The sequence below is a fragment of the Brevundimonas sp. EAKA genome, assembly GCF_000698025.1.
GTDB classification, from domain to species: Bacteria; Pseudomonadota; Alphaproteobacteria; order Caulobacterales; family Caulobacteraceae; genus Brevundimonas; species Brevundimonas mediterranea_A.
The window spans coordinates 1-13542 of sequence record NZ_JMQR01000084.1; the positions used below are offsets into that span (position 1 = coordinate 1).

A 13542-nucleotide genomic window follows, 5' to 3' on the forward strand; every position below is an offset into this window, starting at 1 on the left:
TCTGTTCCGTCGTTTTTTTTTTTTTAATGTCGGCGCCCCCCACCGAATCCCCCCAGGAGTGGGTCGCCGGCAGCGTCGGATGTGTATAAGAGCCAGCGGGCCGTCCGGGCCCTGCCCGCCCGCCTCGTCACCCTGTCCGCCAATGAAGGCCGGGCGCGCGGGCGCAATCGCCTGACCATCGCCGCCCGCGCCGGCTCATGGCTGTTCCTCGACAGCGACATGAAGCCGGACAGCCCCCGCTTTCTCCAGACCTGGGTCGATCTGATCGCCCGCGACGATCCGGCCGTGGCGTTCGGCGGCTTCTCGCTGAAACAGGCGCCGCGCGACCGCCGCTTCGCCGTCCACCGCGCCCTGTCCGGCGCCAGCGAATGCGTCCGCGCCGCCCAGCGCGCCAGGACGCCCGAGAAATACGTCTACACCTCCAACCTGCTGGTCCGGCGCGATGTCTTCGCCGTCGAATCCTTCGACCCCGGCTTCACCGGCTGGGGGTGGGAGGATGTCGAATGGGCCATGCGGGTCGCCCGCCGGTTTCCGGTCGTCCACATCGACAACCCGGCCACCCATATGGGCCTGGACACGGTGCCGGACCTGGCGCGCAAGTTCGACCAGGGCGCCGCCAACTTCGCCCGCGTCGTCGCCCTGCACCCCGCCATCGTCCAGACCTACCCCAGCTACAAGGCCGCCCGCGCCCTGAAACGCCTGCCGTCCCTGCCGCTGATCCGTAGCATGGCCCGGGGCGCGGCCCTGTCGCCTCTGTTGCCGACCCGCACCCGCGCCTTCGCCCTGCGTCTGTACCGCGCGGCCGTCTATGCGGACGCGATCTGATGCGGGATGTCGCCGTCGTCATCCCCACCCTGCGTCGCCCGGCCATGCTGGAGCGCGCCCTGCGCTCGGTCTTTGCTCAGGTCGGGTCGCTGGACCGGATCGCCGCCGTGGTCGTCGCCGACAATGACCCCGACGGTTCGGCCGCCGCCCTGATCGACCGCCTGCGGGCCGAGGCGCCGGTTCCCCTGACCTATGCCCACGCCCCCGTCCCCGGCGTCGCCACGGCCCGGAACATCGGCCTGGCCGCTGCCGACGCCCCCCTGATCGCCTTCCTGGATGACGACGAGGCCGCCTCCCCCGGCTGGTTGGCCGCCCTGTTGCAGGCCCAGTCCCAGACCGGAGCCGATGTCCTGTTTGGCCCGATCCGGGGCCGCGTACCCGAGGGCACGGGATGGACCACCGCCTATCTGGAGCGGTTCTTCGGCCGCGACGGCCCAGCCCAGACCGGCCTGACCGACCAGATCCACGGCTGCGGCAACAGTCTGATGGTCCGCGCCACGGCCCTGCCCGGCCCCGCGCCGTTCGACGCCGCCATGGATCAGACGGGAGGCGAGGACGACCGTCTGTTCACCGCCCTGCAAACGCGCGGCGGCCGGTTCGGCTGGGCCGCCGACGCCTGGGTGGACGAGTTCGCGCCCCCCGACCGCGCCACCCTGAACTACGCCCTGCTGCGCGCCTTCGCCTATGGCCAGAGCCCCAGCCAGATGGCCGCCGCCCGCGGCGACTGGCCCGGCGTCGCCCGTTGGATGCTGATCGGCGCCGCCCAGGCCGCCGTCTGGGGCCTCGCCTCCCTGACCCTCGCCCTGCTCCGCCGCCCCGCCCGCGCCGAAACCCTGGACCGCGCAGCGCGCGGCCTGGGCAAGCTGTTCTGGACCAGCCGCTTCGAACCGAAACTCTACGGCGCGGCGATGGTGCGAAGGCGCGCCTAGCCCGCCAGCCGGCTCAGGAACTTCGGCGGCTTGTAGGTCGAGCGGTTCATGACCACCCCGGCGATACGGCCGCCGACGGCCTCGATCTCGTCGCGCAGGATCACCGGTCCGCTCGCGGTCGCGCCGCCGGCCGCCACCACCAGAACCGTCATGTCCACGAAGGGCGCCAGGATGATCGCCATGTCGTTGCGGTCGGCGGCCGGGCTGTCGATGACGATGGTGTCGGCGTGCGGCCGCAGGGCGTCCCAATAACCGGCCTCGCCGATCGCCTCGACCCGGTGGCCAGAGCGCAGGGCCTCCATGTGGAAGCGCGTGATCCACAACCGGCCGCCCAGGCAGGGTCGCGCAGTCAGCAGGCGCGCGGGTGGGATCGGCTTGCCGTCCCGTCCCGTCGGCGCAGGCGTGACGGCGAAGAAGCTTGAACCGTCGGGCGAGGCCTGGGCCGGCTTGCCCAGTTGGCCGAACCGGTCCGGTTCGGCGGCGATGGCTTCGAGCTGCCCCTGCTGGGCCAGGTCCCCGTCCACCAGCCAGACCGGCTTTCGCGCACGGACGGCGGCCAGTCGCGCGAACTCCCGCGCCACGGTCGAGACGCCTTCTCCGGTCGTGGCGGCGGCGAACTGGATCACGCGGGCGCGGTGCGCCGGCGCCGGACCCAGCGCCGCCCACAGGCCCGCCATTTCGGACGTCAGATCGACCATCGAATCGCCACGCGCTCCATCGGCTCAGCCTAACACGGGCATGAGGCTAGTGCGCCTTCGCCGGAGCCACGGCCAGGACCGGCATATCCAGCGTCCGCCGCACCGAGTCCGGCGTTGCAAAGCCGCGCCGCGAGAAGATCCGCAGCAGGCCGATGCACAGGGCGGTGAAGGCGGCGAACAGGAAGACCGCCGCCAGGGCCGGCGCCTTCAGGCTCTTGCCGGTCGAGGGGGGCTGGGCGCGTTCGATCACGGTGACATTGTCGGCGCCGGCGGCGACCAGGGCGTTGTCCGCCCGGCTCTGGCTCTCGCGCTGCTGGAACTCGCGGATATTGGCGGTCAGGACTTCGCGATTGCCGGCCAGGGTCGCGTTTTCGGACTCCAGCGCCGTCAGCCGCGTCTGCCGCGCCCGAATGTCCGTCAACTGACGATCCAGCGCCAAGAGCCTCGCCGCCAGGGCGTCGCGGTCGGCCTGGGTGTTGATCCGGTTGGTCTCCAGCTCGGTCCAGACAGGGTTCGGCCCGGTGCGGACCTCCTTGGCCCCCACCGCCGTTCCCGTGCCCACATAGGCCTGCAGCTGGGCGATCCGCGCCTCGATGTCCCTCACCGGCTGGGCGTCCGGCTGATAGCGCGACAGCAGTTGCTCCCGCTCGGTCCGCAGTTGCAGCACCTGATCCTGGGCCGAGATGTTCAGGTCCTGCTGAAGCGCCACCTCCGCCGGGGTCGCCGCCTGCTGCGCCACCAAGGTGTTCAGCCTCTGGCTGGTCTGGTTCAGCTGGCTCTGGGTCGATAGCCGGTCGGTGAAGACCGTCTGATAGACGGCCGCCAGCGTGGTCTTGGCGGCGGTGAAGTCGCCGATGTCGTTGCTGGTCAGGAACTGCTCATAGGCCTGATCCGCCGCGCTCAAATCGCCTTCGAACGCCAGTCTCTGGGTGGCGATGGCGGGGGTCTTGTCCTGGAAGACCTCGCGGCGATAGGCCAGATATTGCTCGATCACGGTGTTCAGCACGCGCGCCGCACGCTCCGGGTCGTCGGCCTCGTAGCTCAGACGGATGATCGCGCTGCCCGGCGCGGTGCCGACGCTCAGACTCGCGCCGATCAGCTTGCGCGCCGCCGCCTCTGCCCGGTCCCGTGATCCCGTCGGCGTCTTGCCCAGGATCGCCGCCGGCCCCAGCGCCTCGACCACGCGCTGGCGCACCTGCCCCGAGCTCAGGATCGCAGCCTCGGAATTGGCGACCTCGTCGCCCTGCGGAGCCTGGCCCCGCTCGGCCGTGCCGACGCGCGGCTGATAGACATATTCCTGACCCACGCCGGCGAAGACCGCGCCCTGGGCCGTGTAATTCTTCTTCAGGGTGAAGGCGGCGGCGGCGCCCAGGGCGAAGATCACCAGGAAGACGATGATCATCAGCAGCAGTTCGCGGAACAGCAGGCCGACGACGTCCAGCACGCCGTAGCGCGGTCGGGTCGTGACATATGCCGTCGAGCGCATAGGCGGGCCGAATCCTGGAAAGTCTCTTGCGAATCCACCTTTCGCCCACCGGCGTTAACCATCGGTTACCCATAAGCGGCGAGTCTGCGACCCAACGCTCCTTTCGTCGGACCAGATCGATTCCATGACGCCAGATCGCCGACTATTCCTGCTGGCCCTCGGATCGGGCTGCGCCGCCCTGGCGGCCTGCGGCGGCAACGCCGCCCGGATGCCGCGCCCGAGGGGCGACGTGCAGCGGGTCGAAGCGGCGGGACGCGGCGACTTCCCCGACATCCCTTTCGCCGACTGGACGGACGAAGAGCCGGACTATCTGCTCTATCCGGGGGACGAGATCGAGGTGGCCCTGCCCACCGCATCTGAATTGACCCGCACCCTGAAGGTCGGACCCGACGGTCGGGTCGCCCTGCCCCTGGTCGGCCAGGTCATGGCGGCGGACCGGACCTTGCCGGAGTTGGAGCGGGAGGTGTCTTCGGCCTACGCCTCGCAACTGGTGCGGCCGGTCGTGGAGGTGACGTTGCGCCAGGCAGGGCCGATCCGCGTCTGGATCGACGGCGAGGTGCGGACCCCGGGCGTGATCGAGATGACCGGCGATCTGGACGCCTATCAGGCCGTGGTCCAGGCGGGCGGCTTCCTGCCGTCGGGCAAGCCCGAGCGCGCAGCCCTGATCCGGCGCGGTCCCGGCGGATCGCGCATGATGCGGGTGGTCGACCTGCGCCCGCGTCGCGGCGAGGTCGTGGCCCTGCGTCGGGGCGACATCATTTTCGTGCCGCGGTCGACCCTGGGCGAACTCGCCGCCTTCTTCACCCAGGTGCGCGCCGCCCTGCCCATCGGCTTCAGCTATTCGATCAATGGATCGAACGGCAACGGCTACGCCACCTTCTGAAGCCTCAGGCGGCCAGCCGCACCACGCCGGCGTCGATATAGCGACGGGCGGCCTTCTGGGCCTCGGCGATCTCTTCGCGCTCCATCTCCTGGCTCATCTCGCGGCGATAGACGCGCGCCTCGATCGAACCCTTCATGGCGGCCAGGTTGAAGATCATGTGGGCCGAGACCCGGTCCATCGGGCAACCGCCCGAACCGGCCGAATACATCATGCCCAGCTTGAACAGGTCGTCGCCCGACATGTCGACGGTCGGCAGCGGCAAGGACACGACTTCCACGTCGGCCTGCAGGTCGTGCGCCATTTCTTGCGCGTTCATTACCGTATCTCCTGAACGGGCGCCGTTCTGGGCCCGCCTCTGATACCGCATCAAATACCGCCGGTTTGAAGTTAAAGTTAACGGCGCAAGGCGCCGCCAAACTTTTAAGTAAAGCAGGAATGAATACTGCCAAAAGCGTTCAGCGTTCCGATACGATTTGGAAGGGGCTTGTTTACGTCTTGGCGGCCCGCTGACCGAACAGGACCCTGCGCGCCGCCTCGGCGTCCTTGCCCGCCGCGCCGGCGTTTCCACGCCGATCTTCCAGCAGAGCACGCCCGGCCTTGACCGCGGGCCTCGACCCGACCCGATCCATCCAGGCCGCCAGATGCGGAAAGTCCGCCAGAGTCTGCCCCTGCAGCGTCGGCAATATCCACGGCCAGGCGGCCATGTCGGCGATGGAATAGTCGCCCGCCAGATAGTCGCGGTCCTTCAGGCGTCGATCCATGACGCCATACAGACGGTGCGTCTCGTTCGTATAGCGCTGCACCCCATAGGCGATCTGGCGCTGGTCGCGGATCATCGCGGGCGCATACTGGCGGAAATGATGGGTCTGGCCCGCCATTGGCCCCAGGCCTCCGACCTGCCAGAACAGCCACTGGTTCACCTCGACGCGCGCTCGCGCCTCGGTCGGATAGAAGCGGCCGGATTTGTCGCCGAGATACTGCAGGATTGCGCCGGATTCGAAGATCGAGATCGGTTGGCCGCCCGGCCCCTCCGGATCGACGATGGCGGGCATGCGGCCGTTCGGACTGATGGCCTGGAACCCAGGCTCGAACTGTTCACCCGTTCCGATGTTCACCGGCTGGACCTCATAGGCCAGCCCCATCTCCTCCAGCGCGATGGACACCTTCCATCCATTCGGCGTGGGCCAGTACCAGAGCTGGATCGGAGCGGTCATTGCGGCGGTCTTTCCTGTGGCGTGCCTCGCATCTGGGGGCCGCGACACGCAGCCGCAATCCGCATTTCGATCCTGACACGGTCATTCAGGACGCGTTCAGGCGCGGAACCCGACCTTCACCTCATTAACGGGCCAGTTCGTCGTTTCCGTCGGCGGCCCAGAATGGAGCACGCAGATGAACCGCCTCACCAAGGCCGCTGTTGTCGCTATCGCCCTGTCCACCACGGCCGTTCCCCTGCTGGCCGAGGCGCAGAGCCGCGACGATCGTCGGGAATATCGCCAGGACCGCCGCGACGACCGGCGAGACTACCGCTCGGAACGCCGTGACGACCGTCGTGACTGGCGTCAGGGCCGCTACGACAATCGGCAGGATTATCGTCATGACCGGTGGGACGACCGTCGCGACTTCCGCCACGAACGCCGCGATGACCGCTGGGACCGCAACAATCGCAACTGGTGGCGCGGCCGGTCGGACTTCCGGGGCTACAACGGCCCGCGCTCGGGATACTGGTACGCGCCCAGCTACGGCTATTACCGGGTCGAGCCCCGTTACTACGGCTATCGCTGGCGGACGGGCGGCTATCTGCCGCCGCAGTACCGGACCTATTATGTCCGCGACCCGTATTTCTATGGTCTTCGCGAAGCGCCTCGCGGCTATCGCTACGTCCACGCCGGCAGCGACATTCTGATGGTCGCGGTCGCCACGGGCCTGATCGCCAGCGTCCTGTCCAACGTCTATTGAGGACGCCAAGCTGTTGAGCCGACAAGCCCCGCGAGGAAATCTCGCGGGGCTTTTGTCTGGGGCGTCCCCCGAACGGCATTCAGCCGGGGTTCATCGACCAAGCGCGATCATCACCTTAAGCCGCTGGAAAACCAGCGTGCAGGAATGAAAAGACCATGAAACGCCTCCTGATGGCTTTCACCGCCGTCGCCGCCCTGGGCGCCCCGCTGGCCGCACCGATCCAGGCCCTGGCCCAGGACCGTCAGGTCGATCGCGAACAACGCGACGCCGACCGCCCCCAGAGGCCGCAGATCACGCGGGGAGAGCGTCCCACGCCGAACCGTACTTTGCAGTCCCGGCCGGAAGCCCCCTCGCGTCCCGAGCGGCCCCGTCCGGAGCGCCCCGGTTTCGGTGAGACACGGCCGGCGCGTCCGGACCGCCCGCAGACAGGCGAAGACAGGCCCGATCGTCCGAATTACGGCGGCGCACGGCCGGATCGTCCCGACGTCAGGCCCGGCCGCCCGGAAGGCGCCAACCCCGGTCGGCCGCCTCGTCCCGACCGTCCCGAGGGCGGCTGGACTCGCCCCGACCGCCCCCAGACCGGCGGATCTCGCCCTGACCGCCCGTCAAGCGGCGGCCGACCGGATCGGCCGGGCGACAGCGGCGGGCGGCCCCATCGCCCGGACGGCGGCTGGAACCGGCCGGATCGGCCCGACAATGGTCACACGCGGCCCGGCCAGCCCCACCGGCCCGGCTCCGGCTGGAACCAGAACCGCGACCGGCACGACGAATTCCGCCGTCGCTTCAGCAGCGATCAGTGGCGGCGCGACTTCTATCGCAACCACCGGTCCGACTGGTGGCGGGACGACCGTCGCTTCCATGGCTACAGCGGCGTCCGCATGGGGTTCTATTTCGCGCCGGGCTGGGGCTACTACAGCGTGCCCCGCTCCTATTGGGGCCGCGACTGGTCGGCCGGCGACTATCTGCCGGACACCTTTTGGCGTTATCGACTGGACGACTGGCGCACCTATGGTCTCGGCTATCCGCCGGAGGGGGCGCGTTGGGTCCTGGTCGACAATACGATCTATCTGATCGACGAGCGTGACGGCTACATCATCGACGTGATCCGAGACGCCTGGCGTTGGTAGTCTCGACGAAGAAGGCCCGGAGATCGCTCTCCGGGCCTTCTTACTAGAATGGGTCGCTCAAGCAGAGAGCGGCCGCGCCGCGAGCGTTAGCGACCAGCCGGGGGTTTGGGGGCCGCAGCCCCCAAAAATCAAAGACCCAGCTTGGCCTTCAGGATGTCGTTGACCGCGGCCGGATTGGCCTTGCCGCCCGTCGCCTTCATGACCTGACCGACGAACCAGCCCAGGGCCTGGGGCTTCTCGGCGACCGCCGCCGCCTTGTCCGGGTTGGCGGCGATGATCTCGTCCACCGCCTTCTCGATGGCGCCGGTGTCGGTGACCTGCTTCAGGCCGTGTTTCTCGACCACCTCGGCCGGCGAGCCCTCGCCGTTCCAGACGTGGTCAAAGACCTCCTTGGCGATCTTGGACGAGATGACGTTCGTCTCGATCAGCTCGACCAGCTGGGCCACATGGGCGGCCGGCAGGGGGTTCTCGCTGAAGTCCTTGCCGTCGGCGGCCAGACGCGCCGAGACCTCGTTGGTGACCCAGTTGGACACCAGCTTGGCGTCGCGCCCCTTCGCGGCGGCCTCGAAATAGTCCGCCTTGGCCTGTTCCGAGATCAGGACGATGGCGTCGTACTGCGACAGGCCATATTCGCTCATTAGCCGCTTGCGCTTCTCGTCCGGCAGTTCGGGCAGGGACGCCTTGATCTCGGCGATCCAGGCCTCTTCCAGGTCCAGCGGCAGCAGGTCGGGATCGGGGAAATAGCGATAGTCCTGCGCCTCTTCCTTGGACCGCATCGAACGCGTCTCGCCCTTGGTCGGGTCGAACAGCCGGGTCTCCTGAGTGATCGAACCGCCGTCCTCAAGGATCTCGATCTGGCGGCGCGCCTCGTACTGGATCGCCTGGGAGATGAAGCGGAACGAGTTGACGTTCTTGATCTCGCAGCGCGTGCCGAGGAAGCTGAAATCGCCGCTGGCCTTAAACTTCTCGTAGTTGCCGGCGCGGCAGACGGACACGTTCACGTCGGCGCGCAGATTGCCCTTCTCCATGTCGCCGTCGCAGGTGCCCAGATAGATCAGGATGGTCCGGATCTTCTTCACATAGGCGACCGCCTCTTCCGGCGTGCGCAGGTCGGGGCGCGAGACGATCTCCATCAGGGCCGTGCCGGCCCGGTTCAGATCGACATAGCTCTCGGTCGGCGACAGGTCGTGGATCAGCTTGCCCGCATCCTGTTCCAGGTGCAGGCGCTCGATGCCGACGTTGAAGAAGCTGCCGTCCTCGGCCTCCACCTCGACCACGCCTTCGCCGACGATCGGGTAATAGAGCTGGCTGATCTGATAGCCGGTCGGCAGGTCGGGGTAGAAGTAGTTCTTGCGGTCGAACTGGCTGCGCTTGTTGATCTGCGCGCGCAGGCCCAGGCCGGTCTTCACCGCCTGTTCGACGCAGTGCTTGTTCAGCGTCGGCAGCATGCCGGGGAAGCCGGCGTCCACCAGGGACACCTGTTCGTTCGGCCCCGCGCCGAAGCCGACGGCGGCGCCGGAGAAGAGTTTGGCCTTGGAGGCCACCTGGGCGTGGATCTCCAGCCCCATGACGATTTCCCAATCGCCGGTGCGGCCCTTGATGGTTTTCGAGTTCGGAACAGTGTCGGTCATGGGTTCGTCCTAGCGCCGTCGGCGGCGGCGAGAAAGAGGCTGTCTTGAGGGTGTCGCGAAATCGCGCTCAACATCGGTCGCCTCAATGGAGAATCCGATGACCAAGACCCTGTTCGCCGCTGCTGCGGCCTCCCTGCTTCTGGTCGGCGCCGCCTCGGCCCAGACTGCGCCGGCTCCGGCCCCCGAACACGCCTCTGACCACGCGCATGACGAACATCATGCCCAGCATCCGACCATCGAAAGCCCGATCGAGGCCCTGCTGGCCGATCCCGCGACCAAGGCCGTGGTGGAGAAACACCTGCCCGGCATGGACAAGCATCCCGCCTATGGCCAGTTCAAGGCCATGAGCCTGCGCCAGGTCGCGCCCTACTCCCAGGGCCACATCACAGACGAGAAGATCGCGGCGATCGACGCCGATCTGAAGGCGCTTCCGGCGGCCTGATGAAGAGGGAGGGCCGGCGATCACGCCGGCCCTCCATTCAACTCACCACCACTGCCCAGGCTTGGCCGTAAAGCCCGCAGCGCTTTCCAGCGCCGCGCCGACCTGGAAGACCGTGGCCTCGTCCAGGGCCTTGCCGATGACCTGGAGACCCAGCGGGAGGCCGCCGGAATCGACGCCGGCGGGGACCGAGATGCCCGGCAGGCCGGCCAGGTTGGTCGTGACCGTGAAGACGTCGTTCAGGTACATGGTCAGGGGGTCGATCTGCTTGTCGCCCAGAGCAAAGGCGGCCGACGGGGTCGAGGGGGTCAGGATGGCGTCCACCTGGCCCCAGACATTGTCGAAGTCCTCGGCGATGCGGCGACGCACCTTCAGGGCGCGGACATAATAGGCGTCGTAGAAGCCGGCCGACAGCACATAGGCGCCGATGGTCAGGCGACGCTGGACCTCCTTGCCGAAGCCCTCGGCGCGCGAGGTGGCGTAGAGGTCGTCCAGCGAGCTGAACTGATCCGCCCGGTGGCCGAACCGCATGCCGTCGTAACGGGCCAGGTTGGACGAGGCCTCGGCCGGGGCGACGATATAATAGGTCGGCAGGGCATACTTCGTGTGCGGCAGGCTGATCTCGACGATCTCACAGCCCGCGTCCTTCAGCCAGGCCACGCCCTGGTCCCAAAGGGCCTGGATCTCGGCGGGCATGCCGTCCACGACATATTCGCGCGGCACGCCGATGCGCAGCCCCTTGACCGACTTGCCGACCGAAGCGGTCCAGTCGGGGGTCGGGACGTCAAGGCTGGTCGAATCCTTGTCGTCGAACGAGCACATGGATTGCAGCAGCAGGGCCGCATCCTCGACCGTCTTGGTGATCGGTCCCGCCTGGTCCAGCGAAGACGCGAAGGCCACCATGCCGAAGCGGCTCGCGCGGCCATAGGTGGGCTTGATCCCGACCGTGCCGGTGAAGGCGGCGGGCTGGCGGATCGAGCCGCCGGTGTCGGACGCGGTCGCAGCCAGGCACAGGTCGGCAGCGACGGCCGAGGCCGAACCGCCCGAGGATCCGCCCGGCGTCAGATCGGCGTTGGAGCCGGTCGATTTCCACGGGTTCTTGACCGGACCGAAGGCCGAGGTCTCGTTGGACGAGCCCATGGCGAATTCGTCCATGTTCAGCTTGCCCAGCATCACCGCCCCGTCACGCCACAGATTGGCGGTGACGGTCGATTCATAGGGCGGGACGAAGCCGCGCAGCATGTTGGAGCCGGCCGTGGTCTGCACGCCCTCAGTGCAGAACAGGTCCTTGATGCCCAGCGGCGCGCCTTCCAGCGCCCCGCCCTCGCCCGAGGCGATGCGGGCGTCGGAGGCGCGGGCCATGTCCATGGCCTTGTCCGCCGTCACCTCGACATAGGCGTTCAGGGTCGGATTGGCGGCCTCGACGGAGGTCAGGAAGGCCTGGGTGATCTCGGCCGAGGAGAAATCCCTGGCCTTCAGGCCGTCGACGGCGCCCTTCAGGGTCAGTTTGGTCAGGTCGCTCATGACTATTCGACCACCTTGGGCACGACGAAGAAGCCGTCGGCCGACTTCGGGGCGTTGGACAGGACAGCGTCGATCTTGCCCCCGTCGGTGACCACGTCTTCGCGCAGGCGCAGGGGCTGGGCGACGTTCGAGGTCATGGGCTCGACGCCGTCGACATCGACCTCGTTCAACTGTTCGATCCACTGCAGGATGCCGTTCAGCTCCTGGGCCAGCGGCTCCAGCCGATCCTCGGGGGTCTTGATGCGGGCGAGATGCGCAACCTTGCGCACCGTCGCAGCGTCGATGGCCATGCGGCCCTCCAATGCACGTCGATAAAGGGGTCTAGGGGCGGGATTAGCGGCACAGGCGGGGATTCACAAGAACGAGCCGGTGTTCGCCTTCAACCATGGCGGCGCCGGGCGCCTTGGCGCAAAAACAGGGTGACAAGCTGCCAAACGCGCCAAACCTGCCAAATCCGCTTCACAGCGCGCCTCCCGCGTTTATGACCTGACACTATAGCCTCGCCTGGAAGGCCGTTGGGTTGGGTACGCAAAATGCGCCTGAAAGCCTTGCCTGGCCGTACATCGGCATGATGGGCAAATAAATTCCGGGCCTGCCACGTCACTCCGCCGACACGCTCTGCGCCTCAGCAGGACGAGATGCGGCATGGGCGGCGAGCGCCAAACGTCCGGCCGCATTGACGCCACAGTCACACGTCTTGCTTTGGCTTCGCGCAACTACAGGACAGGCCATGTTCGTCGCCGCCATAGCCGCCGCCGTCTTGCAGTCTGTCCCCGCGCCCACGCCCTGCAGCTATGACAGGGAGGCGATGCTGGCCCTGTCACCTCAAGCTTTCGATCAAGACATGGAGGGAGGTTGGCGTCCGCTCGGGAACAGGCGCGAATGCCGCGACACGGCCGTTGAGCTTCTGGCCGCCTATCGCAAGGCGCGCTGGAGAGACATGACCAGCGACCAGCTTCACACCAACTATTGGCACGAGGGCCAAGTCCGAGCCGCCTTGGGCCAGACGGATCATGCCGTGCGGCTGCTGCTGGCGGGGGTCAGTCCTGATCCCATCGGCGACGGTAAGGCGGACTATGCGATCGGAACGGTGGCCTTCCTGCTCAAGGACCGCGCCGCGTTGCAAGCCGCTCGAGACCGTCTCGCGGCCGTTCCACCTCCCCCGGGATTCGAAGAGGATGCGGCGAGGTTTAAAGCCCAATATGGACGTGAGCTAAGCTGGCCGCTCAACCTCGATGTGCTCGACGGCTTTCTGGCCTGTTTCGACAAGCCTTACGACGAAGCCTACAGCCGCGACTGCCGGCCCTGACGCTGTTTCCATAAGCCTCTGCCTTTGACTTCCCTGCGCGCCGGTCCTAACCGCAGGCCGTGCCCGTTCTCGACCTCCTCGACCTGCCCGCCGCCTGCCCGCCCGACACGCCGTGGATGGGGCTGGATCTGGGCGAGAAGACCGTTGGGGTGGCGGTGTCGGACGCCACGCGCCTGATCGCCTCGCCGCTGGAGCTGATCCGCAAGTCCAAGTTCACGCTGGAAGCCGAGCAGTTGTTCAAGCTGATGGCCCATCGCAAGGTCTCGGCCCTGGTGATCGGCCTGCCCGCCAATATGGACGGAACCGAGGGGCCGCGCGCCCAGTCGTGCCGCGCCTTCGCCCGCAATCTGGAGCGGCTGCGGCCGGTCAACATCGCCTTCTGGGACGAGCGGCTGTCCACCAGCGCGGTCGAGCGGTTCCTGATCGAGGATCTGGACCTGAACCGCAAGCGCCGCGCCCAGGTCGTGGACCGCACCGCCGCCGCCTGGATCTTGCAGGGGGCGCTGGATCGGGTGCGGGATCAGGCGACCTGGGTTTGACGGGGCTGATCGCCGGCGTCCTGCCGGTCTTTCTGATGATCGCCCTGGGTTATGGGCTGCGAAAATCCGGCTTCCTGCCCGATGAGGCCTGGCGGCCGATCGAGAAGCTGTCGATCAACATCTTCTATCCCAGCTTCCTGATCCCCGCGATCTGGCATGCCGATCTGTCGGGCGGCGGGGCGACGGTGGCGGGGGC

Annotated in this window: 16 protein-coding genes; 9 read left to right on the forward strand and 7 right to left on the reverse strand. The window is 67.7% G+C overall.

Annotation, left to right across the window (positions count from 1 at the left end):
* The first annotated feature begins 81 nt into the window (after positions 1-81).
* Complete coding sequence (locus tag ER13_RS11930) at positions 82-825, forward strand: glycosyltransferase family 2 protein (RefSeq protein WP_197019783.1); 744 nt, start codon at positions 82-84, stop codon at positions 823-825.
* The gene (locus ER13_RS11935) at positions 825-1754 is read left to right on the forward strand and encodes a glycosyltransferase family 2 protein (RefSeq protein WP_035309528.1); all 930 of its coding nucleotides are present in this window, start codon (positions 825-827) and stop codon (positions 1752-1754) included. Before ER13_RS11930 ends, ER13_RS11935 begins: the two co-directional genes overlap by 1 nt.
* Here ER13_RS11935 and ER13_RS11940 read toward each other — a convergent pair.
* Together ER13_RS11940 and ER13_RS11945 are read right to left on the reverse strand one after the other, a co-directional pair.
* Positions 1751-2452 (reverse strand): hypothetical protein, encoded by a 702-nt coding sequence (locus ER13_RS11940; RefSeq protein WP_008261560.1) that lies wholly within the window; start codon positions 2450-2452, stop codon positions 1751-1753. The two genes, ER13_RS11935 and ER13_RS11940, sit on opposite strands and share 4 nt — an antisense overlap.
* A gap of 46 nt (positions 2453-2498) precedes the next feature.
* A complete protein-coding gene (locus tag ER13_RS11945; RefSeq protein ID WP_035309530.1) occupies positions 2499-3938 on the reverse strand; it encodes a Wzz/FepE/Etk N-terminal domain-containing protein in 1440 nt (479 codons plus the stop codon).
* A 124-nt stretch (positions 3939-4062) separates the two neighbouring features.
* On the opposite strand from ER13_RS11945, the gene ER13_RS11950 reads away from it, so the two are divergent.
* Positions 4063-4821: a polysaccharide biosynthesis/export family protein gene (locus tag ER13_RS11950; protein ID WP_035309532.1), complete on the forward strand. Its 759-nt coding sequence runs from the start codon at positions 4063-4065 to the stop codon at positions 4819-4821.
* Between the two features lie 4 nt (positions 4822-4825).
* Here the strand turns inward: ER13_RS11950 and ER13_RS11955 are convergent, their stop codons facing one another.
* Together ER13_RS11955 and ER13_RS11960 are read right to left on the reverse strand one after the other, a co-directional pair.
* Positions 4826-5137, reverse strand: a complete 312-nt coding sequence (locus ER13_RS11955) for a hypothetical protein (RefSeq protein WP_008262819.1) — start codon at positions 5135-5137, stop codon at positions 4826-4828.
* 172 nt (positions 5138-5309) lie between these two features.
* Positions 5310-6035 (reverse strand): glutathione S-transferase N-terminal domain-containing protein, encoded by a 726-nt coding sequence (locus tag ER13_RS11960; RefSeq protein WP_008261451.1) that lies wholly within the window; start codon positions 6033-6035, stop codon positions 5310-5312.
* Positions 6036-6210: 175 nt separating this feature from the next.
* Between ER13_RS11960 and ER13_RS11965 the strand changes: the two genes are divergently transcribed.
* On the forward strand, positions 6211-6777 hold the full coding sequence (locus tag ER13_RS11965; RefSeq protein ID WP_008261688.1) for an RcnB family protein: 567 nt from the start codon (positions 6211-6213) through the stop codon (positions 6775-6777).
* A 155-nt stretch (positions 6778-6932) separates the two neighbouring features.
* Positions 6933-7904 carry an RcnB family protein gene (locus ER13_RS19035; protein ID WP_008260484.1) on the forward strand — a complete coding sequence of 324 codons (972 nt, stop codon included), beginning with the start codon at positions 6933-6935 and terminating at the stop codon, positions 7902-7904.
* A 128-nt stretch (positions 7905-8032) separates the two neighbouring features.
* Here the strand turns inward: ER13_RS19035 and gatB are convergent, their stop codons facing one another.
* Positions 8033-9535, reverse strand: coding sequence for an Asp-tRNA(Asn)/Glu-tRNA(Gln) amidotransferase subunit GatB (gene gatB / locus ER13_RS11975; RefSeq protein ID WP_035309534.1), 1503 nt, complete (start codon positions 9533-9535; stop codon positions 8033-8035).
* Between the two features lie 97 nt (positions 9536-9632).
* Between gatB and ER13_RS11980 the strand changes: the two genes are divergently transcribed.
* Positions 9633-9977 carry a hypothetical protein gene (locus ER13_RS11980; RefSeq protein WP_154726215.1) on the forward strand — a complete coding sequence of 115 codons (345 nt, stop codon included), beginning with the start codon at positions 9633-9635 and terminating at the stop codon, positions 9975-9977.
* Positions 9978-10019: 42 nt separating this feature from the next.
* On the opposite strand, the gene gatA is transcribed toward ER13_RS11980, so the two are convergent.
* Both gatA and gatC read right to left on the reverse strand, forming a co-directional pair.
* A complete protein-coding gene (gene gatA / locus ER13_RS11985) occupies positions 10020-11498 on the reverse strand; it encodes an Asp-tRNA(Asn)/Glu-tRNA(Gln) amidotransferase subunit GatA (RefSeq protein WP_035309536.1) in 1479 nt (492 codons plus the stop codon).
* Between the two features lie 2 nt (positions 11499-11500).
* On the reverse strand, positions 11501-11788 hold the full coding sequence (gene gatC, locus ER13_RS11990; protein WP_008261275.1) for an Asp-tRNA(Asn)/Glu-tRNA(Gln) amidotransferase subunit GatC: 288 nt from the start codon (positions 11786-11788) through the stop codon (positions 11501-11503).
* Between the two features lie 440 nt (positions 11789-12228).
* Between gatC and ER13_RS11995 the strand changes: the two genes are divergently transcribed.
* The 3 genes from ER13_RS11995 to ER13_RS12005 form a co-directional block, all read left to right on the forward strand.
* Positions 12229-12807: a hypothetical protein gene (locus ER13_RS11995; RefSeq protein WP_008261487.1), complete on the forward strand. Its 579-nt coding sequence runs from the start codon at positions 12229-12231 to the stop codon at positions 12805-12807.
* Between the two features lie 59 nt (positions 12808-12866).
* Positions 12867-13346, forward strand: a complete 480-nt coding sequence (gene ruvX / locus ER13_RS12000; protein WP_035309539.1) for a Holliday junction resolvase RuvX — start codon at positions 12867-12869, stop codon at positions 13344-13346.
* On the forward strand, positions 13343-13542 hold a 200-nt coding region (locus ER13_RS12005; protein WP_035309542.1), incomplete at its 3' end, for an AEC family transporter. The genes ruvX and ER13_RS12005, both read left to right, overlap by 4 nt.

Excerpts from the sequence above, each read along its gene's own strand:
- ER13_RS19035 (WP_008260484.1), top strand. The coding sequence starts at position 6,933 with ATGAAACGCCTCCTGATGGCTTTCACCGCCGTCGCCGCCCTGGGCGCC.
- ER13_RS11945 (WP_035309530.1), bottom strand. The coding sequence starts at position 3,938 with ATGCGCTCGACGGCATATGTCACGACCCGACCGCGCTACGGCGTGCTG.
- ER13_RS11940 (WP_008261560.1), bottom strand. The coding sequence starts at position 2,452 with ATGGTCGATCTGACGTCCGAAATGGCGGGCCTGTGGGCGGCGCTGGGT.
- gatA (WP_035309536.1), bottom strand. The coding sequence starts at position 11,498 with ATGAGCGACCTGACCAAACTGACCCTGAAGGGCGCCGTCGACGGCCTG.
- ER13_RS11955 (WP_008262819.1), bottom strand. The coding sequence starts at position 5,137 with ATGAACGCGCAAGAAATGGCGCACGACCTGCAGGCCGACGTGGAAGTC.
- gatC (WP_008261275.1), bottom strand. The coding sequence starts at position 11,788 with ATGGCCATCGACGCTGCGACGGTGCGCAAGGTTGCGCATCTCGCCCGC.
- ER13_RS11960 (WP_008261451.1), bottom strand. The coding sequence starts at position 6,035 with ATGACCGCTCCGATCCAGCTCTGGTACTGGCCCACGCCGAATGGATGG.
- ER13_RS11980 (WP_154726215.1), top strand. The coding sequence starts at position 9,633 with ATGACCAAGACCCTGTTCGCCGCTGCTGCGGCCTCCCTGCTTCTGGTC.
- ER13_RS11950 (WP_035309532.1), top strand. The coding sequence starts at position 4,063 with ATGACGCCAGATCGCCGACTATTCCTGCTGGCCCTCGGATCGGGCTGC.
- ER13_RS11995 (WP_008261487.1), top strand. The coding sequence starts at position 12,229 with ATGTTCGTCGCCGCCATAGCCGCCGCCGTCTTGCAGTCTGTCCCCGCG.
- ER13_RS11935 (WP_035309528.1), top strand. The coding sequence starts at position 825 with ATGCGGGATGTCGCCGTCGTCATCCCCACCCTGCGTCGCCCGGCCATG.
- gatB (WP_035309534.1), bottom strand. The coding sequence starts at position 9,535 with ATGACCGACACTGTTCCGAACTCGAAAACCATCAAGGGCCGCACCGGC.
- ER13_RS11965 (WP_008261688.1), top strand. The coding sequence starts at position 6,211 with ATGAACCGCCTCACCAAGGCCGCTGTTGTCGCTATCGCCCTGTCCACC.